Annotated in this window: 19 protein-coding genes; 6 read left to right on the top strand and 13 right to left on the bottom strand. The window is 72.6% G+C overall.

What is annotated here, in order from left to right:
* Positions 1 to 109: 109 nt before the first annotated feature.
* From ABUL08_RS02055 to ABUL08_RS02045, 3 genes are all read right to left on the bottom strand, one after another.
* Entirely contained in the window at positions 110 to 1,516 is a 1,407-nt protein-coding gene (locus ABUL08_RS02055; protein WP_350933941.1) for a class II 3-deoxy-7-phosphoheptulonate synthase, read from the bottom strand.
* A 91-nt stretch (positions 1,517 to 1,607) separates the two neighbouring features.
* Complete coding sequence (locus ABUL08_RS02050; RefSeq protein WP_350933939.1) at positions 1,608 to 2,096, bottom strand: hypothetical protein; 489 nt, start codon at positions 2,094 to 2,096, stop codon at positions 1,608 to 1,610.
* A 162-nt stretch (positions 2,097 to 2,258) separates the two neighbouring features.
* Complete coding sequence (locus ABUL08_RS02045; protein WP_350933937.1) at positions 2,259 to 3,914, bottom strand: glycosyl hydrolase family 18 protein; 1,656 nt, start codon at positions 3,912 to 3,914, stop codon at positions 2,259 to 2,261.
* A 143-nt stretch (positions 3,915 to 4,057) separates the two neighbouring features.
* On the opposite strand from ABUL08_RS02045, the gene ABUL08_RS02040 reads away from it, so the two are divergent.
* On the top strand, positions 4,058 to 4,546 hold the full coding sequence (locus ABUL08_RS02040; protein ID WP_350933935.1) for a glutathione peroxidase: 489 nt from the start codon (positions 4,058 to 4,060) through the stop codon (positions 4,544 to 4,546).
* 69 nt (positions 4,547 to 4,615) lie between these two features.
* Here the strand turns inward: ABUL08_RS02040 and ABUL08_RS02035 are convergent, their stop codons facing one another.
* From ABUL08_RS02035 to ABUL08_RS02025, 3 genes are all read right to left on the bottom strand, one after another.
* The gene (locus ABUL08_RS02035) at positions 4,616 to 5,335 is read right to left on the bottom strand and encodes a cellulose binding domain-containing protein (RefSeq protein WP_350933934.1); all 720 of its coding nucleotides are present in this window, start codon (positions 5,333 to 5,335) and stop codon (positions 4,616 to 4,618) included.
* A gap of 33 nt (positions 5,336 to 5,368) precedes the next feature.
* A complete protein-coding gene (locus ABUL08_RS02030; protein ID WP_350933932.1) occupies positions 5,369 to 6,892 on the bottom strand; it encodes a glycoside hydrolase family 44 protein in 1,524 nt (507 codons plus the stop codon).
* Positions 6,893 to 7,046: 154 nt separating this feature from the next.
* The gene (locus ABUL08_RS02025; protein ID WP_350933930.1) at positions 7,047 to 7,850 is read right to left on the bottom strand and encodes an SGNH/GDSL hydrolase family protein; all 804 of its coding nucleotides are present in this window, start codon (positions 7,848 to 7,850) and stop codon (positions 7,047 to 7,049) included.
* Positions 7,851 to 8,033: 183 nt separating this feature from the next.
* Between ABUL08_RS02025 and ABUL08_RS02020 the strand changes: the two genes are divergently transcribed.
* A complete protein-coding gene (locus ABUL08_RS02020) occupies positions 8,034 to 8,981 on the top strand; it encodes a threonine ammonia-lyase (RefSeq protein ID WP_350933928.1) in 948 nt (315 codons plus the stop codon).
* A 135-nt stretch (positions 8,982 to 9,116) separates the two neighbouring features.
* Here the strand turns inward: ABUL08_RS02020 and ABUL08_RS02015 are convergent, their stop codons facing one another.
* The 5 genes from ABUL08_RS02015 to ABUL08_RS01995 form a co-directional block, all read right to left on the bottom strand.
* Positions 9,117 to 9,467, bottom strand: a complete 351-nt coding sequence (locus ABUL08_RS02015) for a DUF2203 domain-containing protein (protein WP_350933927.1) — start codon at positions 9,465 to 9,467, stop codon at positions 9,117 to 9,119.
* A gap of 159 nt (positions 9,468 to 9,626) precedes the next feature.
* Positions 9,627 to 10,445 (bottom strand): pyrroline-5-carboxylate reductase, encoded by an 819-nt coding sequence (gene proC, locus ABUL08_RS02010; RefSeq protein WP_350933926.1) that lies wholly within the window; start codon positions 10,443 to 10,445, stop codon positions 9,627 to 9,629.
* Positions 10,446 to 10,517: 72 nt separating this feature from the next.
* A complete protein-coding gene (locus ABUL08_RS02005) occupies positions 10,518 to 11,546 on the bottom strand; it encodes a 6-phosphofructokinase (RefSeq protein ID WP_350938439.1) in 1,029 nt (342 codons plus the stop codon).
* 179 nt (positions 11,547 to 11,725) lie between these two features.
* A complete protein-coding gene (locus ABUL08_RS02000; protein ID WP_350933925.1) occupies positions 11,726 to 12,229 on the bottom strand; it encodes a pyridoxamine 5'-phosphate oxidase family protein in 504 nt (167 codons plus the stop codon).
* Between the two features lie 85 nt (positions 12,230 to 12,314).
* A complete protein-coding gene (locus ABUL08_RS01995; RefSeq protein WP_350938438.1) occupies positions 12,315 to 12,812 on the bottom strand; it encodes a polyadenylate-specific 3'-exoribonuclease AS in 498 nt (165 codons plus the stop codon).
* Between the two features lie 249 nt (positions 12,813 to 13,061).
* Between ABUL08_RS01995 and ABUL08_RS01990 the strand changes: the two genes are divergently transcribed.
* On the top strand, positions 13,062 to 13,754 hold the full coding sequence (locus tag ABUL08_RS01990; RefSeq protein ID WP_073838866.1) for a Crp/Fnr family transcriptional regulator: 693 nt from the start codon (positions 13,062 to 13,064) through the stop codon (positions 13,752 to 13,754).
* 59 nt (positions 13,755 to 13,813) lie between these two features.
* On the opposite strand, the gene ABUL08_RS01985 is transcribed toward ABUL08_RS01990, so the two are convergent.
* On the bottom strand, positions 13,814 to 14,026 hold the full coding sequence (locus ABUL08_RS01985) for a hypothetical protein (RefSeq protein WP_350933923.1): 213 nt from the start codon (positions 14,024 to 14,026) through the stop codon (positions 13,814 to 13,816).
* Between the two features lie 179 nt (positions 14,027 to 14,205).
* Between ABUL08_RS01985 and ABUL08_RS01980 the strand changes: the two genes are divergently transcribed.
* Positions 14,206 to 17,796 carry an ATP-binding protein gene (locus ABUL08_RS01980; RefSeq protein ID WP_350933922.1) on the top strand — a complete coding sequence of 1,197 codons (3,591 nt, stop codon included), beginning with the start codon at positions 14,206 to 14,208 and terminating at the stop codon, positions 17,794 to 17,796.
* Positions 17,797 to 17,803: 7 nt separating this feature from the next.
* On the opposite strand, the gene ABUL08_RS01975 is transcribed toward ABUL08_RS01980, so the two are convergent.
* Positions 17,804 to 18,508, bottom strand: coding sequence for a lysophospholipid acyltransferase family protein (locus tag ABUL08_RS01975; protein WP_350933921.1), 705 nt, complete (start codon positions 18,506 to 18,508; stop codon positions 17,804 to 17,806).
* Between the two features lie 243 nt (positions 18,509 to 18,751).
* On the opposite strand from ABUL08_RS01975, the gene ABUL08_RS01970 reads away from it, so the two are divergent.
* The gene (locus tag ABUL08_RS01970) at positions 18,752 to 19,597 is read left to right on the top strand and encodes a DUF308 domain-containing protein (protein WP_350933920.1); all 846 of its coding nucleotides are present in this window, start codon (positions 18,752 to 18,754) and stop codon (positions 19,595 to 19,597) included.
* A gap of 173 nt (positions 19,598 to 19,770) precedes the next feature.
* Positions 19,771 to 21,189, top strand: a complete 1,419-nt coding sequence (locus ABUL08_RS01965; RefSeq protein WP_350933919.1) for an alpha,alpha-trehalose-phosphate synthase (UDP-forming) — start codon at positions 19,771 to 19,773, stop codon at positions 21,187 to 21,189.
* Positions 21,190 to 21,191: the final 2 nt, after the last annotated feature.

Here is a 21,191-nt window from a genome sequence, read left to right as displayed (position 1 = left end):
TTCGGCTGCCGACTGCGGGGCTCGCAGGACCGGCTCACTCCTCGCGTCAGCCACGGCGCTCCTTTCGGCTGCCGACTGCGGGGCTCGCAGGACCGGCTCACTCCTCGCGTCAGCCACGGAGCATCTCCGCCACGAGGAAGGCCAGCTCCAGCGACTGCTGGGTGTTCAGTCGCGGGTCGCAGGCGGTCTCGTACCGGTCGGGCAGGTCGAGGTCCTCGATGCCCTGGGCGCCGCCGAGGCACTCGGTGACGTCCTCGCCGGTCAGCTCGACGTGCAGGCCGCCGGGGTGGGTCTCCAGGCCGCGGTGCACCTCGAAGTAGCCGAGCACCTCGTCGACGATCCGGTCGAAGTGCCGGGTCTTGTAGCCGTTGGAGGACTCGTGGGTGTTGCCGTGCATCGGGTCGCACTGCCAGACCACCTTGGCGCCCGCCGCGGTGACCTTGGCGACGATCGGCGGCAGGGCGTCCCGGACCTTGTGGTTGCCCATCCGGCTGATCAGGGTGAGCCGGCCGGGGATGTTGTCCGGGTTGAGCTTCTCGCAGAGCTCGATCGCCTCGTCCGGGGTGGTGGTCGGGCCGAGCTTCACCCCGATCGGGTTGGCGATCCGGGAGATGAAGTCGATGTGCGCCCCGTCGATCTGCCGGGTCCGCTCGCCGATCCAGAGGAAGTGGCCGGAGAGGCCGTACGCCCGCTCGCCGGAGACCCGGGTCAGCGCCCGGTCGTACTCCAGGGCGAGGGCCTCGTGCGAGCAGTAGAGGGTGACGGTGCGCAGCGCCTCCTCCTCGGTCATCCCGCAGGCCCGGATGAACGCCAGCGCCCGGTCGATCTCCCGGGCGATCGCCTCGTAGCGCTCGCCGGCCGGGGAGTTCTTGACGAAGCCCTTGTTCCAGTCGTGCACGGCGTGCAGGTCGGCCAGGCCACCGCCGAGGTAGGCGCGGAGCATGTTCATCGCGGCGGCCGAGTTGGCGTACGCCCGGATCATGCGCTGCGGGTCGGCGACCCGCGCCTCCGGCGTGGCCTCCAGCCCGTTGATCAGGTCGCCGCGGTACGCCGGCAGGCCGCGCGCGTCGGTCGGCAGCGACCGGGGCTTGGTGTACTGCCCGGCGACCCGGGCCACCTTGACCACCGGCAGCGACGCGCCGTACGTCAGCACGATCGCCATCTGGAGCAGGGTGCGGGCGTTGGCCAGCAGGTGGCTCTCGGTGTTGTCGGCGAAGGTCTCCGCGCAGTCACCGCCCTGGAGCAGGAACGCCTTGCCCTCGCAGACCAGCGCGAGCCGCTGGCGGAGCTGGTCGACCTCGTAGGGGGCGACCACCGACGGCGCGGTGTCGAGCACCTTGCAGACCTCGGCGACGGCGGCCGGGTCCGGCCAGGGTGGGGTCTGCGCGCGCGGAAGCTCCCGCCAACGGTCCAGGCCGAGGGCGGCGTCCTCGGCGGAGTCGACGGTCGGTCGGCTGGTCTGCAGCCCCGGGCTACCCACGGCGGGGTGACTCAACTGGTGCCACTCTTGGCGCATGACAGAAAGCGTACGGCGACGGTCGGACCGTCCGACCGCCGAGGGGGATGGTTCCGGTGGTTGGGAGACCACCGACACACCCCGGCCGTGCTCAGGGGGTGGTCGTCGGCTCCGGGGTGTTGCCGCCCGGCGTCTCGCCGGCGATGCACCAGTCGGCCCCGCTGCGGGTGACCGTGAACAGCAGGGCACGGGTGGCCTTGCGGGCACCGACGGCGACCGTGACGGAGGTGCTGACCTCCTCGCCGTGCGCGCCGGAGCGGACGTCGGTGATGGTGGCCTGGGGCACCGTGAAGTGGTCGGCGAAGTCGCCGTTCGGGCCGGTGGCGTTGGCGTCGTAGGCGGCCTGCATGGGGGCGCAGAGCTGGCTGCGGCCGGCGGCCACGTCCTTGGCCGTCATCGCGTCGAGGTACGCCTGCACCCGTTCCCGGGACTTCGCGGCGGCCTCCTCGGCGGGGGCCCGGGCCGCCCCGGTGGACGGGGTGCCGCTCTTCTCGTCGTCGTCCCCGCAGCCGGCCAGGGCGAACGGCAGGAGCGCCAGCGCGGCGACAGCGGCGGCCGCCCTCGGCGTGGTGTGGCTCATCGGCCCTCCCATCAGCGCGGACATCGAGACGGTTGAGCGGCGAGTCTCGCACATCCCCCACCCCCACCCACCAGCTCCCCCTCGGGTCCGACGCGCAGCCGGGCGGGGAGGGACCGGTGCGTGGTCCCTCCCCGCCGTGTGGGTGGTGCGTCGGCGCTCGGCTCAGCCGAGTCCGCCCTTGATGGCACCGATCAGCTCACCGTTGCTGGTGTCACCGGAGAGCTCCCAGAAGAAGGCGCCACCGAGGCCCTGGTTCTTCGCGTACGTCATCTTGCCGCCGATGGTGGCCGGGGTGTCGTAGCTCCACCAGTTGCTGCCGCACTTCGCGTACGCCGTGCCGGCGACGGTGCCGGTGGCCGGGCAGCTGTTCTTGAGCACCTTGTAGTCCTCGATGCCCTGCTCGTACGTGCCGGGGGCGGGACCGGTCGCGGTGCCACCCGGGGCGTCCTGCGTCACCCCGGTCCAGCCCCGACCGTAGAAGCCGATGCCGAGCAGCAGCTTGTCGGCGGGGACGCCCTTGGCCTTCAACTTCTGGATCGCCGCGTCGGACCAGAAACCCTGCTGCGGGATGCCGCTGTACGAGTACAGCGGCGAGTGCGGCGCGGTCGGGCCCTGCGCCGCCCAGGCGCCGAAGTAGTCGTACGTCATGGGCATCAGCCAGTTGAGGTTCGGTGCGGCGCCGGCGTAGTCGGTGGCGTCGATCTTGCCGCCGTTGCTGCCGTCGGCGGTGATCGCCGAGGTGATCAGGAAGCTGGCGCCGAACTTGGCACGCAGCGCGCCGATCACGTTCTTGAAGGCGTTCGGGCCGCTGGTGTCGCACTGGAGGCCGCAGGCGTTCGGGTACTCCCAGTCGATGTCGATACCGTCGAAGACGTCCGCCCAGCGCGGGTCCTTGATCAGCGCGTAGCAGGAGTCGGCGAACGCGGCGGGGTTCTGCGCGGCCTGGGTGAAGCCGGCCGACCAGGTCCAGCCACCAAACGACCAGATCACCTTGAGGTTGGGGTACATCTTCTTGAGCTTGCGGAGCTGGTTGAAGTTGCCGCGCAGCGGCTGGTCCCAGGTGTCGGCCACCCCGTCGACGCTGTCCGCCGCGGTGTACGCCTTGTCGTAGTCGGCGTAGCTGTCGCCGATGCTGCACTTGCCGCCGGTGGTGTTGCCGAAGGCGTACAGCAGGTGGGTCATCTTGGCGGCCGACCCGCTGGTGTGCACGTTCTTCACGTGATAGTTGCGGCCGTAGACGCCCCACTCGGTGAAGTAGCCGACGACCTTCTTCCCGCCCGACGGCGGCGGGGTGGTGGTCGGCGGCGTGGTGGTCGGCGGGGTGGTGGTCGGTGGCGTGGTGGTGGGTGGCGTGGTGGTCGGCGGCGTGGTGGTGGGTGGGGTCGTGGTCGGCGGGGTGGTGGTCGGCGGGGTGCCGCCGCCGGCGCAGGACCCGCCGTTGACGGTGCAGTTCAGCGGCGCGGCGTACGGGCCGGTGCCGTTGTAGCCCCAGCTGAAGCTGGCGCCCGGGGCGAGCGGCCCGGCCCAGCTCTTCTTGACCGCGACGTAGTGGTTGCCGCTGCTGGTGACGTCGGCGTCCCAGAAGCTGCTGATGGTGGTGCCGGAGGGCAGATCGAACTCGATGCGCCAGGTGTCGACGCTGGCGCTGGTGCCGTTGGTGACGGTCACCTTCGCCTCGTGACCGGTCCCCCAGTCCTGCACCTTGGCGAACGTGGCGGTCACGCTGCCGGCGGCGGACGCGGTGGCCATCGGCACCGCCGCGACCGTCAGCGCGACCACGGCACCGGCCCAGAGGGCCCGGCGGAGCGATCTCTTCATGTGGCGTCTCCCCAAACAGTTAGGAAACTTTCCAGATTGGATGCTGAGACGCTACTCACGCCGTCATCACTTAGTCAAGATGTGCATTCATCGATTTCTCCGGCCGTCGCCGGAGGGCCGCGTCCGACGCGTAGCCTCGCCCCATGAGCGTTTTCGACATCGAGATCGACGCCCTCTCGGGCGGCCCCGCGGACCTGTCCCGTTACCGCGGCCGGGCGCTGCTGGTGGTCAACGTCGCCTCCCGCTGCGGCCTCACCCCGCAGTACGCCCTGCTCCAGGCCCTGGCCGAGGAGTACGCCGACCGCGGCCTGACCGTGCTCGGCGTGCCGTGCAACCAGTTCGCCGGCCAGGAGCCCGGTTCGGCCGCGGAGATCAGCGACTTCTGCCAGGTGAACTACGGCGTCACCTTCCCGCTGACGGAGAAGGTCGACGTCAACGGCCCCGACCGGCACCCGCTCTATGCGGCGCTGGTGTCCACCCCGGACGCCGAGGGGCACACCGGCGACGTCCGGTGGAACTTCGAGAAGTTCCTGGTCACGCCCGACGGCACGGTGGCGGCCCGGTTCGCCCCGACGGTCACCCCCGACGACCCGCAGCTGCGCGCGGCGGTCGAGAAGATCCTGCCGGCCTGACCGGCTCGGCACCGCGACGGGCCCGGGGCGTCGCCGCGCCCCGGGCCCGTCGGCCTGACCCCGCTCGGCTCAGCCGCAGCGCTGGCCGTTCAGGGTGAACGCGGCCGGCGCCGGATTCGTGCCGGTCCAGGAGCCGTTGAAGCCGATGCTGGTGGAGGCACCCGGTGCCAACCGGCCGTTGTAGCTCAGGTTCTCGGCGGTCACGCTCACCCCGCTCTGCTTCCAGGTCGCCGACCAGCCCTGCCCGACCTTCTGCCCGGTGGTCGGGAAGTCGAAGCCGAGCTTCCAGCCGTCGATCGCGGTGCTGCCGGTGTTCCTGATCGTGACGGTGGCGGTGAAGCCGCCCGGCCAGCTGTTCGCCGACCAGGTCACCGCGCAGCCGCCCGTCGGGGTGGTCGCCGGCGCGGTCCGCACCACCAGCCCGGGCGAGGCCGCCGAGACGTTGCCCGCCGCGTCCCGGGCGGTCACCACGAAGGTGTACGACGTGTCCGCCGCGAGCCCGGTGACGGTGTACGCGGTGCCGGTGGCACTGCCCACCCGGACCGCGCCGGAGGGGTCCACCCGCTGGACGTCATAGCCGGTGACGCCGACGTTGTCGGTGGCCGGCGCCCAGCTCAGCGCGACGCTGTCGCTGGTGACCGTGCCGGCGGTCGGCTTGCCCGGCGCGTTCGGCGCCTGCGTGTCACCGCCGCCGGTGCCGCGCGGCAGCACCAGGTGGGTGATCGAGTTGGCCGGGAAGGTGGCCGTGAACCCGGTCGCGTCGACCGCCTGGTCGGCCTCCCGCACCACCCCGGCGAGGTTCGCCGCGCTGTAGCGGTAGACCTACGCCGTGCCGGCCGAGGCGCCGGTGAGCGCGACGGGGCTGGTCAGGTCGGCGCCGGACTTGTTCACCACGACCAGGGTGAGCGCCTTGTCGCTGCCGCGCTCGGCCGCGTACACCGCGAGCTTCTCCTGGTCGGCGCTGGTGGCGCGGACGGAGGTCTCGCCGAACGCGCCGCCGGCGCCGTCGTAGTTGCGGTAGATCCGGAAGGCGTTCGCGACCGGCTGGTCGGACTTCGGCGCGGTCCAAAGGTTGGCCAGGTCGAGCCCCTCCCGGCCGAAGATGCCGAGCACGTCCGCCTCGGCCAGCGCCCCGTTCATCGACCCGGTTCCGCCCCAGTTGTACTCGGTCATCGCGATCTTCGTGCCCCGGTAGTGCTGGTCGACCAGCTCACGCATCCGCGGGATGAACCGGACCGGCTTGTTGATCCAGCTCTCGTCCACGTAGGTCGGGTCCCAGAGCTGCCGGGTGGAGCGCAGCCGGAGCGCCTGGGTGGCCGCGTCGCCCGCCGCGTCGCTGAAGACGCCGGACTGCTGCGGATAGAGGTGGACGTCGAAGTAGTCCAGGATCCGGGTGGCGTGCTGCTGCTCGTACGCGCGCATCTGGTCCAGGTACCAGGGACCGAGGTCCTGCCCGGCGTGCGCGGCCCGGTCCGGCGGGTTGGACCAGCACCCGGTACGCGAGCAGGTGTCCTGGTCCAGGCCGGAATAAAAGATCGAGTTCAGCCCCCAGCCGACCGGGCCGAGGGTCTTCGCCCCCGGGTCGGCCGCCTTGATCGCGGCGGCGTACTGGTAGGTGCGGTCGCGCAGCTCGTCGTAGCCGAGGCCGGTCGGGCGGACGTCCCGGTGGGTGGAGTGCCAGAGGTCCGGCTCGTTGTCCAGGTTGTAGAACTGGACACCCCCGTTCGCCGCCGAGCCGAACCGTCCCTTGAGGTGGGTCAGCCAGTCGGTGACGTACTCCGGGCCGACCGCGACACTGGTGTCCTTCGGGTCGTTGCCGGTGATCAGCGTGCCGTCCGGCTTCTTCCCGTTGCCACAGTCCGGGGCCCACGGGTCGGTGGACTGCTGGGCGCCGTACTTCGCCACGCTGTAGGCACAGGACCTCGCCCGGTCCTTGGCCACCCAGCCGATCATCGGAACGGTCATGATCGTCGCGGTGCCGGTGCGCTTGTTCTCGGCCACGAACCGGTCGGTCTCCGAGCCGTCGGGCAGGCTCGCCGGGTCCGGATTGTCGTTGGGGATGTTCTCGAAGTACCAGTCGCCGGCCCGGTTGCTGGTGTCGGCGCGGAAGTTGTAGCGGGTGGTGGCGTTGCCGCCGTAGCGGTCCACCGGCAGCCGGAGGTCCCGCGCCAGGGCCTCGTCGGCGAAGTTCATGCCGTAGACGTACGGGCTGATCGGGTGGCGACCCGTGGTGGCGTCGACGGTCAGGGCCGGGCCGGGGTCGGCGGCCAGGGCGGGCGAGGGCAGAGCCAGGCCGCCGAGGGCGACGACGAGGGTGACCGGAAGCAGTGCTGTGGTGGGACGCACGAGCTTTCCCTTTCGAGAAGGAATCGAAGCTCGCCGTTGGGAGCGCTTCCATAGGATCACCCTCCGCCTCTCACGCGTCAACCCCGGCCGCCGGGCCGGGGTGCGCGGTGCGGGTCCGGGGCGGGAGGACGGACCCGCCCCGGACCCGCCCCGGTCAGCCGGCCGCGTTACGGAAGACCGGGTAGTAGCCACCGGACTGCCCGGCGGCCGTCGGGTGGTACGAGATGCCGATGTTCAGGTAGTTCAGCGCGTGCAGCCACTTCGTCCCGTAGCTGCACAGCTGGTGGCCGACGAAGATCGACCGGACGTCGGCGAAGGTGAAGCCGGCCGAGCCGGCGGCCGAGCGGGTGATGTCGTCCACCAGGTTGATGCCCTCGTTGATCTTCGCCCGGGAGGTGGCGCTGAGCCCGGCGCAGAGCGTGCCGAGCTGGTAGAAGACCGGGTAGCCGACGACCACCACGCGGGCCGACGGGGCGCGCGTCCGGATTCCGTTGTAGACGTTGGCCAGCAGGCCGGACAGCTGGGCGCGGGCCTTGTCCTCGGCCGCCTGCACGGCCGCCACGCACTGGGTCTCCCCCTGGAGCACGCAGGTGGTCATGATGCTGGAGAAGCCGACGTCGTTGCCGCCGATGGTGACGCTGACCAGCGTGGTGGTGGAGGAGAGCGCGGAGAGCTGGTTGTTGACGACGTCGGTGGTGGTCGCCCCGGAGCACGCCACCGAGCGGTACGAGGCGGGGTGGATGTTGGCGTTGTAGAGCGCCGGGTAGGCGTTCGTGCTGCGCTGGCAGGAACCGCTCTCGGCGGTGTAGCTGTCCGCACCGACACCGGAGGCGTACGAGTCGCCGAGGGCGACGTACCGGTCGGTGGCCGCGGCCTGGGCGGGGACGGCGAACGCCAGCATGGCGCCGAGGGATGTGGCGACACTCAGGGCGAGGGTCGTAAGACGGGATCTCCGCACGTCGCACTCCTGGGGGTGGGAGGAGGTGGTGGTGAGAGATTGATATCAATAGATCACCAGGACGCGGAAGATCATTGATTCGCAGCGGACGCCGATAGACTCTTATGGATACAAATCCTTGCCGAACCAGCGCTACCGTCTGAAGGTTTCCGCCGACCGGCGATCCCGGCTAGGCTCACTCGGATGCGGCTGGTGACGGGCGACGACATCACGGCGGCCGAGAAGCGCCTCGACGGGCGGGTGGTCCGCACCCCGCTGCTGGACGCGCCGGTGCTCGGCGAGGCACTGGGCCTGCGGGTCGCGGTCAAGGCGGAGAACCTGCAGCACACCGGCAGCTTCAAGGCCCGGGGGGCGACGAACGCCCTGCTCGCCCGCGCCGAGCGCGAGGGCATGCCGGCCGGGCTGGTGGCGTTCTCCGCGGGCAACCACGCGATCGCGGTCGCCTTCGTCGGCCGGACCTTCGGGCTGCCCACCGTGGTCTGCATGCCGCCCGGTGCCGTACCCGCCAAGGTGGCGGAGGTCCGCCGCCTCGGCGCGGAGCCGGTGTTCACCGACGACCTGCTGGCCACCGCGCGGAGCCTCGCGGCCGAGCGCGGCTGGCACCTGCTGCCGCCCTTCGACGACCCGGACGTGATCGCCGGGCAGGCCACCGTCGGCCGCGAACTCCTCGCCGACGGGCCCGTCCCGGCGGTGGTGCTGGTGCCGGTGGGCGGCGGCGGCCTGATCAGCGGCATCGCGGCGGCCGTGAAGGAGGCGTCCCCCGCCACCCGGGTCGTCGGCGTCGAGCCGGACGGCGCGAACGCGATGTCCCACGCGCTGCGCACCGGCACGCCCACCCCACCGGTCCGCCCGGTCTCGGTCGCCGACGGCCTGGCCGCCCCGTTCGCCGGGCGGCACACCCTGGCCCACGTCCGGGCGCTGGTCGACGAGGTGGTGGAGGTGCCCGAGGCGGCCATCCTGCCCGCCTGGTCGGACCTGATCCACGCGACGAAGCTGCTGGTCGAGCCGGCCGCGGCGGTGAGCCTGGCGGCACTGCGCGCGGGCCTGGTCGAGCTGCCATCCGGCGGCCGGGCCGTCCTGGTCCTCAGCGGCGGCAACGTCGACCCGTCCCGGCTCGCCACCCTCCGCTGACCAGCCGCCGGCCCGCGCCCACTCGGGCGGTGTCACTCACCGGTGTCACGCGGCCGGCCCGCCCCGACCGGGTCCCCGGGACGCTACGAACCTGATGGCATCAATGAATCACCCGCCGAGCGGGCGCAGGCGTGGTCAGAGCGGGCGACGTCCCGCGAAGCCGCACTCCAGCCGGTGGTACCACCGCACGTCGGAGTCGCCCTCCAGCCAGCACCAGAGCACCGGGCGACCGTCGCGCTCCCCCGGGAAGTCCAGCAGCACCGGAGCGATCCCCTTGACCTGGATCCCGTGGCCGTGCAGCTCGTCCACGATGGCGTGCAGCCGCGCCTCGCGGGCCTTGACCTCGGCCAGCCCGCCGAGCACGCTGACCCCGTGGTCGGCCAGGTCGACCCGCAGCTCGGCCAGATCGGCCCGCAGCAGGATCAGCTCGTCGACCCTTGGGCGCAGGGTCGCCACCAGATGGCGCGCCTGGGCGAGAGTGAACACGCGGCCAGTATGCGCCACGTCCCGATCTCCGGCCGCGCCCGCACCCCCGCACCCCCGCAGCAAGATCGCGCTCGATCCCGGGTCGGGTGGCATCGGACGGCGGCGCAGGCCACCACATCCTGGATCGAGCACGATCCTGCGGTGAGGGTGGGGCGCCGGTCAGTCGGCCTGGGCGGCGAGTTCGCGGGCGCGGTCCCGGGCGGCCTCCAGCGCCGCCAGCATCGCCGCGCGGACGCCGTGGTTCTCCAGCTCGCGGATGGCGGAGATGGTGGTGCCGGCCGGCGAGGTGACCGCCTCGCGCAGCTTCACCGGGTGCTCGCCGGAGTCGCGCAGCATCACCGCCGAACCGATGGCGGTCTGCACGATCAGCTCGTGCGCCACCTGGCGGGGCAGGCCGAGCAGGATGCCCGCGTCGATCATCGCCTCGACCAGCAGATAGAAGTACGCCGGACCGGAGCCGGAGAGCGCGGTGACCGCGTCCTGCTGGGACTCGGGCACCCGGACGGTGGAACCCAGCGGCGTGAACATCTCCTCGGCGAGCGCCAGGTGCTCACCGGTGGCGTACGCGCCGGCCGAGATGGCGCTCATCGCCTCGTCGACCAGCGCCGGGGTGTTGGTCATCACCCGGACCACCGGGGTGCCCTCGGGCAGCCGCCGGTTGAAGAAGCTGGTGGGCAGGCCGGCGCAGAGCGAGATGACCAGCTTGTCCGGCGGCACCTTCGGGCCGATCTCGTCGAGCAGCGTGGCCGCGTCCTGCGGCTTGACCGAGATGGCGAGCACCGCCGCCTCGTCCACGGCGGTGAGGTTGTCCACCACCCGGACGCCGTACCGGGCGGTCAGCTCCTCCGCGCGGCTCGGCCGGCGGGCCGTGGCGAGCAGTCGCTCCACCGGCCAGCCCGAGCGGAGCAGCCCGGAGAGCATCAACTCGCCGATCTTGCCCGCGCCGATCACCGCTACCGTGTGCACCCCGGGCGCCATGACGCCGTACCCCTCTCGCCGGGAGCCGGGGCGCGGCGGACCCTGCGGGACCGCCGCGCCGTCGGCCGTCGATCAGCTGCCGAAGAAGACCTCGGCCTCTTCGTACCGCTCCAGCGGGACGGTCTTCAGCTCGGCGGTGGCGTCGGCGAGCGGGACCCGGACGATGTCCGTGCTCTGCATCGCGACCATCTTGCCCCAGTCGCCCTCGTGCGCCGCGTCGATCGCCTGGAGGCCGAGCCGGGTGGCGAGCACCCGGTCGAAGGCGGTCGGGGTGCCACCGCGCTGGATGTGACCCAGCACGACGGTCCGCGCCTCCTTGCCGGTCTTCGCCTCCAGCTGCTCGGCGAGCCACTGGCCGATGCCGCCGAGGCGGACGTGGCCGAACGAGTCGAGCTCCTGGTTGTGCAGGACCATCTGGCCGTCGAGCGGCTGGGCGCCCTCGGCGACCACCACGATCGGGGCGTACTGGTGCTGGAAACGCTTCTCGACGTAACCGGCGACCTGGTCGACGTCGAACTGCCGCTCGGGGAGCAGGATCACGTTGGCGCCACCGGCCAGGCCGGCGTGCAGGGCGATCCAGCCGGCGTGCCGACCCATCACCTCGACGACGAGGGTGCGGTGGTGGCTCTCCGCGGTGGTGTGCAGGCGGTCGATCGCCTCCATCGCGATGTTGACCGCGGTGTCGAAGCCGAACGTGTAGTCGGTCGCGCCGAGGTCGTTGTCGATGGTCTTCGGCACGCCGATGACGTGCACGCCCAGCTCGTAGAGCTTGGTGGCCACGCCGAGGGTGTCCTCGCCGCCGATCGCGATCAGGGCGTCCACGCCCTGTGCGGCGAGGTTGTCCTTGATCCGCTCGACCCCGTTCTCGATCTTGAACGGGTTGGTGCGGGACGAGCCGAGGATGGTGCCGCCGCGCGGCAGGATGCCGCGGACCTCCGCGATGCCCAGGGGCTTGGACAGGCCCTCCAGCGGGCCCTTCCAACCGTCCTGGAAGCCCACGAACTCGTGACCGTAGGTGGCGACGCCCTTGCGGACCACCGCCCGAATGACCGCGTTGAGACCTGGGCAGTCGCCGCCGCCGGTGAGCACGCCGATACGCATGATCTGCTCATCCTCCTGGAGCATCAGGTGAAGCCCGGATAAGCCCCAGGATATGTGTCAGCTCAGACCATCGGCGCCGTTGCCGGCCCGGGGCGGGCCGTCAGTGCGAACTGTAGTCGGCGCGGGTGTCCGCCGACACCGCGCCCCGGCCCGTCCCGACCGCCGGACGTGGCTACCCGTCAGTAGCTGACCTCGTGGTTCTCGCCGGCCTTCGGCGGCTTACCGGTCGCCGCCGCCTTGGCGAAGCCGAGCAGGTTGACCACCGTGCTGTTCGGCGAGTCCCAGTACTCGGCGGAGCTGGCGTGCACCTTGATCAGCGTGATGCCGGGGGTCTCCAGCCCGTCCGGGAACCAGGCCTTGAGCAGCGGGTTCCACAGCTGCTCGGCCCGGTCGCGGTCCCAGCCCTCCTGCGCGGTCCCGGCCACCGACACCCAGGCGTGGTGCCGCTGATCGGAGAAACCGACGTTGACCTGCGGATTTACCCGGATCTGCCGGACCTTCGCGGAGTCGGAGTAGGCGAAGAACCACAGGTCGCCGTCGAACTCGGCGGCCTGTAGCCCCATCGGTCGACTGACCAGCCGGCCATCCACCCCGGTCGTGGTCAACAGGCAGATCCGGGCGTCCCGGATCAGCTCCGTCACCCGGGCCCGGGCCTCCCCGGCACTGCTCGGCTCGTTGCTCATGACGGCACTCCCTCGCATCGGCTCGACGCGAACCGTGCCCCGGGCAGAACCGGTCAAACCTGAACGAGGTCGCTTTCCGGCCAGGTCACCGGGCGGTCATCGTCCGCCACCGGGCCAGGTTGTGCCGGGCGTCGACCAGGGCGTCGTGCCGCTCGGCCTCGGCGTCCGGCAGCTTCGGCCGCCCCCGGTCGTCCCAGAGCTGCCGCAGCTCCTTGGTGAACCGGGGGATCTCCCGGGGCAGCGCCGTCATCGGCCCCCAGAGCTGGGCGAGCACCACGTGGTCGTACGCGGCGTACCAGGCCCAGAGTTCGATCTGCTCGCCCGGGCGGTCCCGGACCGGGGCCAGGAGGAACTCGTGCAGCTCGTCCCGGATCCGCTCCCGGGAACGCCAGGCCCGGTCGGCCGGGGAGGGCAGCTTGTCGAGGACGTTGCGGCGCACCCAGGGCACGGCTCGGGAGTCGTCGAACTCGGTGGAGACCGCGTAGAACTCGCGGCCGTACTCGTCGACGACACCGATCGAGACGAGGTCGACGATCCGGCCGTCCTCGATGAACTCGCAGTCGTAGAAATAGCGGTAGACCATCCCGGTCATCCTCGCCCACCGCCGAGCCGGGCCGGTCGGCGGGGGCATCGGTCGAGGCCGACCGCACCGCTGCGCCGCAGCTCGGCAGGGTCACGGAAGTGTCTCCAGGGGTGTACAGCACGCAACCGGGCCGTCATGATCTGATGTGTACCGCTACCGGACGCCGAACCGGTTCAGAACCTCGTACCGGGGGCTGTCAGGTTCACCCGGCTGCGAGTTTGTGGTCCTTTACCGGGGAGGGGTTGGGCCGTGGAGGTTCGCCTGCCGGAGCCGGGTGACGCGCTCACGGGCGTGGAGATGTTCGCCGGGCTCGAGCCGGAGGTGCGGCAACGGGTCATCGCCGCGGCGGTGCCGCGCACCTACCGCAAGGGTCAGCTGCTCTTCGTCGAGAACGATCCCGGCGAGTCGCTGATCGTGCTGCGCCGGGGGGCGGTGGCCGTCTTCCGCACCGCGCCGACGGGCGAGCGGGCGGTGCTGTCGGTGATCCGTCCGCCGGACGTGCTGGGCGAGGTCTCCCTGCTGGACGCCTCCACCCGGTCCGCCTCCGCCGAGGCGATCGAGGACTGCGCGGCGCTCGCGCTGTCCCGCCCGGCGTTCATGGAGCTGGTGCACTCCAACCCGCGCATCCTCGACGCGGTGATGCGCTCGCTGGGCGGCCTGATCCGCCGGCTCACCGAGCAGAACGCCGACCACGTCTTCCTCGACCTGCCGGGTCGGGTGGCCAAGACGCTGGTCCGGCTCGCCGGCGAGAGCCAGGCCCCGATGATCACGATCGAGCTCAACCAGAGCCAGCTGGCCGAGATGGCCGGCGGCTCCCGGCAGAGCGTCAACCAGGCGATCGGTTCCTTCGCCAGCCGCGGCTGGCTGCGTACCGAGGGGCGCCGGATCGTGGTCACCGACGTGGCCGCGCTGCGCCGCCGCGCCGGCATGAACGACCGCTGAGACGTACGCGAAAGGGGCCGGGCGCAGCGCGCGCCCGGCCCCTTTCCGCGTTTCCCGGCTCAGACGGTCGAGCTGCCCGGGCCCGCCCAGGAGGTGGTGCTGCCGGGGCCGGCCCACTCCGTGGTGTCCTTGCCGCCGCCGGACCCCTCGCTGACGATCCCGTCGGCCTGGAGGGCGGCCAGGGTGGCCGCGTCCACGTCCACCGACTCCCCCGCGGCGTGGTCGACGCCGTCCGCGTCGGTCCAGGCGCTCTCCAGCTTGACGTACACCATGACGTGTCCCCCTTGATCGCTGTCGCTCTCGGCGCCCTGAATCTAGCGCTCCTGACCAGCCGGATGACTGTCCACAAGCCAACAGCCCGGTACCCGACAGCGGCACCGGAGGCGATACTCGCGGTGGACGTCGCGGGGGGCGCGACGCGCGGCCGGTGGACCGGCCGGCACAACCACCAGTGGAGGGTGTCATCTCCGCGCAGTGTGACCGGTGTGGACGTACCGCCGCCGACGGGGACCGCTTCTGCGGGGGCTGCGGGGCGGAGCTGGGTGCCGTCTGCCCGCACTGCCTGCGACCGATCGCCGCCGACGTGGCGTTCTGCACCTCGTGCGGGACGCCCCGGGCCGGCGGCAAGCAGCCCGTCGCGGTCCCGCAGGAGGACCGCCGGCGGGTCAGCGTCCTCTTCGTCGACCTGATCGACTTCACGCCGTACGTGGAGCGGGCCGACCCCGAGCAGGTCCGGGGCATGCAGACCGGCTTCTTCTCCGCCGCCCGACGGGTCGTCGGGCAGTACGGCGGGGTGGTCGAGAAGTACATCGGCGACGCGGTGATGGCGCTCTTCGGCGCCCCGATCGCCACCGAGACCGACGCGCTGCGCTGCGTCCGGGCCGGGTTGGAGCTCCAGCGGGTGCTCACCCGGTTCGCGCCGCGCGGCACCGACGAGCTGCGCTTCCGGGTCGGCGTGGCGACCGGCGAGGCGCTGGTCGACGTGGCCGCCGCCCGGGACGGCGGGCAGGCCATCGTGGCCGGCGACGTGGTGAACACCGCCTCCCGGATGCAGTCCGTGGCCCCGCCCGGCGGGGTGCTGGTCTGCGGCACCACGCACGCGCTGACCAAGGACGCCATCCGCTACTCGGAGCAGCCGCCGGTCACCCTGCGCGGGCGGTCCTCGCCGACCGAGGTGTGGCTCGCCCTCTCCCCGGTGCGCCGGCAGCCGACCGACCGGGAGCCGGACACCACCCCGCTGATCGACCGGGAACACGAGCTGGGGCTGCTGGTCAACGCCCTGCACCGGTCCCTGCGGGACCGCCTCCCGCAGGTGGTGACGGTCTTCGGGCGGGCCGGCATCGGCAAGAGCCGGCTGGTCCGCGAGCTGTACCGGCACGCCGGACGGCTGGTGGACGAGCCGCTGAGCTGGCGTACCGGGCGGTGCCCGCCGTTCGGGGAGAACGTCACCTTCGCCGCGCTGGCCGACGTGGTGAAGACCGAGGCCGGCATCCTGGACACCGACCCCGCGGCCACCGCCGCCGAGCGGCTCTCCTCGGCGGTCGCCGAGCTGGTCGGCCCGGGCGAGCGGCAACGGATCGTCGACGCGCTGCGCCCGCTGGTCGGGCTGACCGGCACCTCCCTGCCGGCCGAGGAGGCCGAGTCGGCGTGGCGGCGGTTCCTGCTGGCGCTGGCCGCGCGCCGCCCGACCGTGCTGGTCTTCGAGGACCTGCACTGGGCCGACGACGCGATGCTGCGCTTCGTCGAACTGCTCGGCGCCGCCGCCCGGGACGTGCCGCTGCTGCTGCTCTGCACCGCCCGCCCGGAACTGGTGGACCGGGACCCGAGCTGGGCCGGCACGATCACCGGGTCGGTCACCATCACCCTGCCGCCGCTGCGGGACACCGGCATCGCCTCGCTGTACGCGCACATGTTCGGCCAGGCGGCGTTCTCCGCCGACATGCTCACCCCGCTGGTCGAGGTGGCCGGCGGCAACCCGCTCTACGCCCACGAGTACGTGCGGATGCTGATCGAGCAGGGCGCGCTGCGCCAGTCGGGGCGCGGCTGGTCGCTGGAGAAGCACCTCGACCTGCCGATGCCGGAGAGCGTGCACGCCGTCATCGCCAACCGGGTCGACCTGCTCGACGCGAAGGACCGGGCGGTGCTGCTGGCCGCCTCGGCAGTGGGGGTGCAGTTCTGGCCGGGCGCGGTGGGCGCCGCGCTGGGACAGCCGGTGGAGTCGGTGGAGCGGGCGCTGCGCCGGCTGGAGCAGCGGGACTTCGTGCACGAGCAGGCCGCCTCCACGATGGCCGGGCAGCCGGAGTTCCGGTTCCGGCACGTGCTGGTCCGCGACGTCTGCTACCAGCGGCTGCCGCGTACCGAGCGGGTGGCCCGGCACGAGCGGACGGCGGACTGGCTGGACGCGCTGTCGGCGAGCCGGGACACCGACCTGGCCGAGGTGCTCGCGCACCACCGGTGGGCGGCGCACGAGATCGCCCGCACCCTCGGCATGGACACCCAGCGCTACGCGGGCCCGGCGCGGGCCGCGCTGCACCGGGCCGCCCGCCGGGCGTACGCCCTGCACGGGCTGGACGCGGCGGCGGCGCACGCGGGCCGCGCGCTCGGCCTGGCCGACGAGAGCGACCCGGTGAGCCGGCTCCAGCTGGAGCTGCTGAGCACGGAGATCTCGTTCTACCGGGACGGCAACGCCTTCCTCTCCGGCGGCGGCCCGGAGCAGCTGCACGCCCTGGCCGACCGGCTGCTGGCGCACGGCGACGACGCCTGCGCCGCGCGGGCCTGGACGCTGCTCGGCCAGGCCGCCTGGCTGCGCGCCGACCGGGGCACGGCGGTGGCCTGCCTGGACCGGGCGGTGGCGCTGTTCGAGCCGCTGCCGGACAGCGCCCAGAAGGCGGACGCGCACGCCGAGCTGGGTCGGCTGCACATGCTCAACTACGAGCGGGACGCGGCGGTCGCCGCGGCCGAGACGGCCGCCGAGATCGGTGAGCGGCTGGGCCTGTCGGAGACCCGCACCAACGCCCGGATCACCGCGGCCACCGCCCGCTACCAGGCGGGCGACCGGGTCGGCCTGGACGAGCTGCACGCGCTGGTGGAGTACAGCCGGTCGCAGCAGCTGCTCGCCCTGCCCCGGGCGGTGCAGAACCTGGCGTACGCGGTGCGCGAGGAGGGTGACTGGCTGCGCTCGGACGCGCTGCTGTCGGCGGCGCCGGCCCGTACGGCGAGCGGGCAGACGTTGACCACCAGCTACTCCGCCGAGGCGATGCGGGCCTACTTCGACGGGGACTTCGGCCGACTGATCGCCGCCGCCGACGCCTTCGTCGACACGCCCACCGGCGGGTGGGACATGCAGGTGCGGGGGCTGCGCTCCTGCCTGCTGGTGCTGCGCGGGCAGCCGGCGCCCCCGGCGCCCCGTACGCTGCCCGGACCCCGCGACGGCGACGCCGGGTGGGACGAGCCGCCCCGGCACCTCGACGACGTGGCGGCGGCGCTGGACACCGCCCGCCGCAGCGGCTTCCACCGGCCGTGCTGGACGATGCTCGGGATCGCGGCGCTGTGCCGGGCGTTGCAGGGTCGCTCCGCCGAGGCGGCGACGCTGATCGAGGAGCTGGCCGGCTCCTGGTCGACGGTTCCCGCCCTGGCCAGCGGCGAGTGGATCGCCGCGGCGGCGTACGCGGCCAGCCTGGCCGGCCGGGACGCGGCGGTGCGGGTGCGCGCGATGCTGGACCGGGTGGGGCACCGGACGCCCTGGTCGGAGGCGGCGCTGCGGACGGTGACCGGCGCGGTGGCCGCCGCGGACGGCGACCACCGCCGGGCCGGCGAGCTGCACCTGGCGGGCGCGGAGATCTACGCCCGGATCCCCGACGTGACGGACCGGATGCTGGCGCTGGCCCTGGCGGCGGCGGAGCTGACCCGGGCCGGCGAGCCCGGGGCGGCGGACCCTCCGCTGGCCGAGGTGCGGGCCTTCGCCGAGCGGAACGAGGCACCCGGGCTGCTCGCGCTCGCCGGCCGCCCGGTGGCCGACACCGGCCCCGCGGTGGCCTGCTGAGCCGGGCTCAGACGGGCACCGGTTCGGCCGGTACGGCGGCCGGCTGGTTCTTGATCTTCTGCGCGTACATGTCGACGTACTCGCGGCCGGAGAGTTCCATCAGCTCGTACATGATCTCGTCGGTGACGGCGCGTTCGACGAACCGGTCGCCGGCCAGGCCGGCGTAGCGGGAGAAGTCCAGCGGGGCGCCGAACCGGATCCGCACCCGGCCGAGGTTGGGGATGATCTGGCCGGTCGGCTGGATCTCGTCGGAGTTGAGCATCGCGGTGGGGACCACCAGGGCGCCGCTCTCCAGGGCGAGCCGGGCCACGCCGGTCTTGCCGCGATAGAGCCGCCCGTCGGGCGACCGGGTGCCCTCCGGATAGATCCCGGCGATGCCACCGGCCCGCAGCACCCGCAGCTGGGTGTCGAGCGCGGCGCGGGCGGCCCGGCCGCCGGTCCGGTCGACCGGGATGGTGCCGGAGCCGACGAAGAACGCCTTGGTCAGCCAGCCCTTGATGCCCTTACCGGTGAAGTATTCCGCTTTGGCGATGAATGTGACTTTTCGCTTGACGATCAGCGGGACGAAGATCGAATCGGAGAAGGAGAGGTGATTGCTCGCCAGGATCACCGGACCCGTGTCCGGCACGTTCTCCAGGCCCTCGACCTGCGGGCGGAAGATCAGCCTCAGCAGCGGGCCGAGGATGATGTACTTCATCAGCCAGTACAGCACCGGTGTCCTTCCAGGCAGGGGCGGCGACAGCACCTCCACCGGCCCTCGGCCGGGTCACCGGACCCGCCCGGGACGGGCCCCGGGGCACCGTCGGCGGGCGGGACTGTCGGGCATGAGCCTACGAAGCGGGAGCGGCACGCCACAACGCACTCCCGGAACCGGCCTCCGACGTGTCACGATTCAGGGCACGGCGTACGGGGCGCCGAACGACCGCACCGGCAGGTGCGACGAGGAGGGTGTCCGGTGTCAGCGGGTGGGCCTCGCCGGGGACGGCGGGACAACGGGCTCGACGCGAGCGAGTACGCCGTCGCGGGCGATGTCGACCCGCGCGTCGGCGAGCACCTGCTCGACGTGCTCGCCGCCGGTGGCATCGCGGCGTACCTGCAGCCCTCGGCTGACCTCAACCCGGTGACCCGCACCACCACCGTGCCGGCCCGCCCGGTCGACCGGCTCTACGTCGACCGCTCACACCTGACCACCGCCCGGGACTACCTCACCCAGCTCGCCGACGAGGGCGACGCCGAGCCGGCGCGCGACGACGAGCCGGACATCGAAGCCGAGTGGGCCCGGATCGTCGCCGGCTTCCACACCGCCCCGGCCGCCGGCAGCCACCCCTGGCCCGCCGCCGAGGACCTCGACGAGCCCGACCCGACCGAGCCGGCCGGCGGCACGCTGACCCGCGGTGGAGCCGACGAGACCCCGGGCCCGACGGCCACCGACGTGCGCCGCCTGCCGTACGCGGCGGACGTCTCCGGGATCTCGGTCAGCCGGGGTCGCCACGACGAGCCGTCACTGTTGGACGGTCTGGACACCTTCGGCGCCGGGCTGCCCGGTGACGCCGAGGAGGAGCACTACACCCCGCCCCCGCCGCCCCCGCTGCCCCGCGTCTCGAAGTACGCGGCGGTCGGGGTGCTCTCCATCCTGGCCGGCTTCGTGCTCTTCCTCTATCCGACGCTGCTGCCGGTCGACCCGCCGGTGGTGACGCTGCTCGGTTTCACCGGCATCCTGGCCGGCTTCGTGATGCTCGTCTGGCGGCTGCGCCCCGGCGACACCGAGGACCACGACCCCGACGACGGCGCGGTCGTCTGAGCCCGCACACCCCGTCCCGCCCGCATGTCGGGACGCCGGCCGGCCCGGACCGACCGTGTAACAGTGGTGTAACTTACTGTCAGTAGGAATACCGCTGTACGTCACTTCCCCCACTGACTGCCCGGTTGTTCCCTCCTCGCGGCGGTCGGTCTCTGCTGATCGGAATGCCCGAGATGCGACAGAGTTCCCTCGTGGTGGTGGCCAACCGCCTCCCCATCGACGACAGTGTGGCGCCCGACGGCGCCTGCGAGTGGCGACGCAGCCCGGGCGGGCTGGTCAGCGCACTGCATCCCCTGCTACGGCACACCACCGCCACCTGGGTCGGCTGGGCCGGCGGCACCGGGGCCGCCCCCACCTTAGGAGACCTCGACGGCGTCCGGATGCACAGCGTGCCGCTGACCGCCGAGGACCTGCGCGACCACTACGAAGGGTTCGCCAACGCGACCCTCTGGCCGCTCTACCACGACGCCGTCGAACAGCCCGAATACCACCGCCGCTGGTGGGAGGCGTACCAGCGGGTCAACCAGCGGTTCGCCGAGGCCGCCGCCGAGGTCGCCGAGCCCGGCGCCCTGGTCTGGGTGCAGGACTACCACCTCCAGCTCGTCCCCGGCCTGCTCCGGGCGCTCCGCCCCGACCTGCGGATCGGCTTCTTCCTGCACGTGCCCTTCCCGCCGCCCGAGCTGTTCATGCAGCTCCCCCGCCGGGCGGAGCTGCTGCGCGGGATGCTCGGCGCCGACCTGATCGGGTTCCAGCGGGCCCAGGCCGCGCACAACTTCGCCCAACTGGTGACCAAGGTGCTGGGCCTGCCCGCCACCGACCGGCGGATCACCGTGGACGACCGGGTGGTCCGGGTCGGCGCCTTCCCGGTCTCCATCGACACCGCCGAGATGGCGGCGCTCGCCGCCCGTCCCGACGTCGCCGAGCGGGCCCGCCGGCTGCGGCAGGACCTCGGCGACCCCGAACACGTGATCCTCAGCGTCGACCGGATGGACTACACCAAGGGCATCGAGCAGCGGCTCAAGGCCTACAGCGAGCTGCTCGCCAGCGGCGACGTCAAGGTCCGCGACACGGTCCTGGTGCAGATGGCGGTGCCCAGCCGGGAACGGGTCGGCCAGTACCAGATCCTCCGGGACCGGGTGGAACGCGAGGTCGGCCGGATCAACGGCGAGTTCGGCCGGGTCGGCGAGCCGGCGATCCACTACCTCACCCAGACCTTCGACCGGGCCGAGCTGGCCGCCCTCTACCGGGTCGCCGACGTGATGGCGGTGACCCCGCTGCGGGACGGGATGAACCTGGTCGCCAAGGAGTACGTCGCCGCCCGGGTGGACGACAGCGGGGCGCTGCTGCTCAGCGAGTTCGCCGGGGCCGCCGCCGAGCTGTCCCAGGCGTACCTGGTCAACCCGCACGACCTGGAGGGACTCAAGCAGGAGCTGCTCGCGGCGCTGCGGGCCGAACCGGCCGACGTCCGGGCCCGGATGCGGGCGATGCGGGAACACCTGCACCGCAACGACATCCACGCCTGGGCCCGCTCCTATCTCAGCGCGCTCGACGAGAGCGGCTCGCTGCTCACCCGCGTCGCCGGCTCGGAGTGACC

The organism is Micromonospora sp. CCTCC AA 2012012 (genome assembly GCF_040499845.1).
Classification (GTDB): Bacteria; Actinomycetota; Actinomycetes; order Mycobacteriales; family Micromonosporaceae; genus Micromonospora; species Micromonospora mangrovi.
Note: the sequence above shows the minus strand (reverse complement) of the source record. Positions and strands in the feature narration are given on the sequence as shown.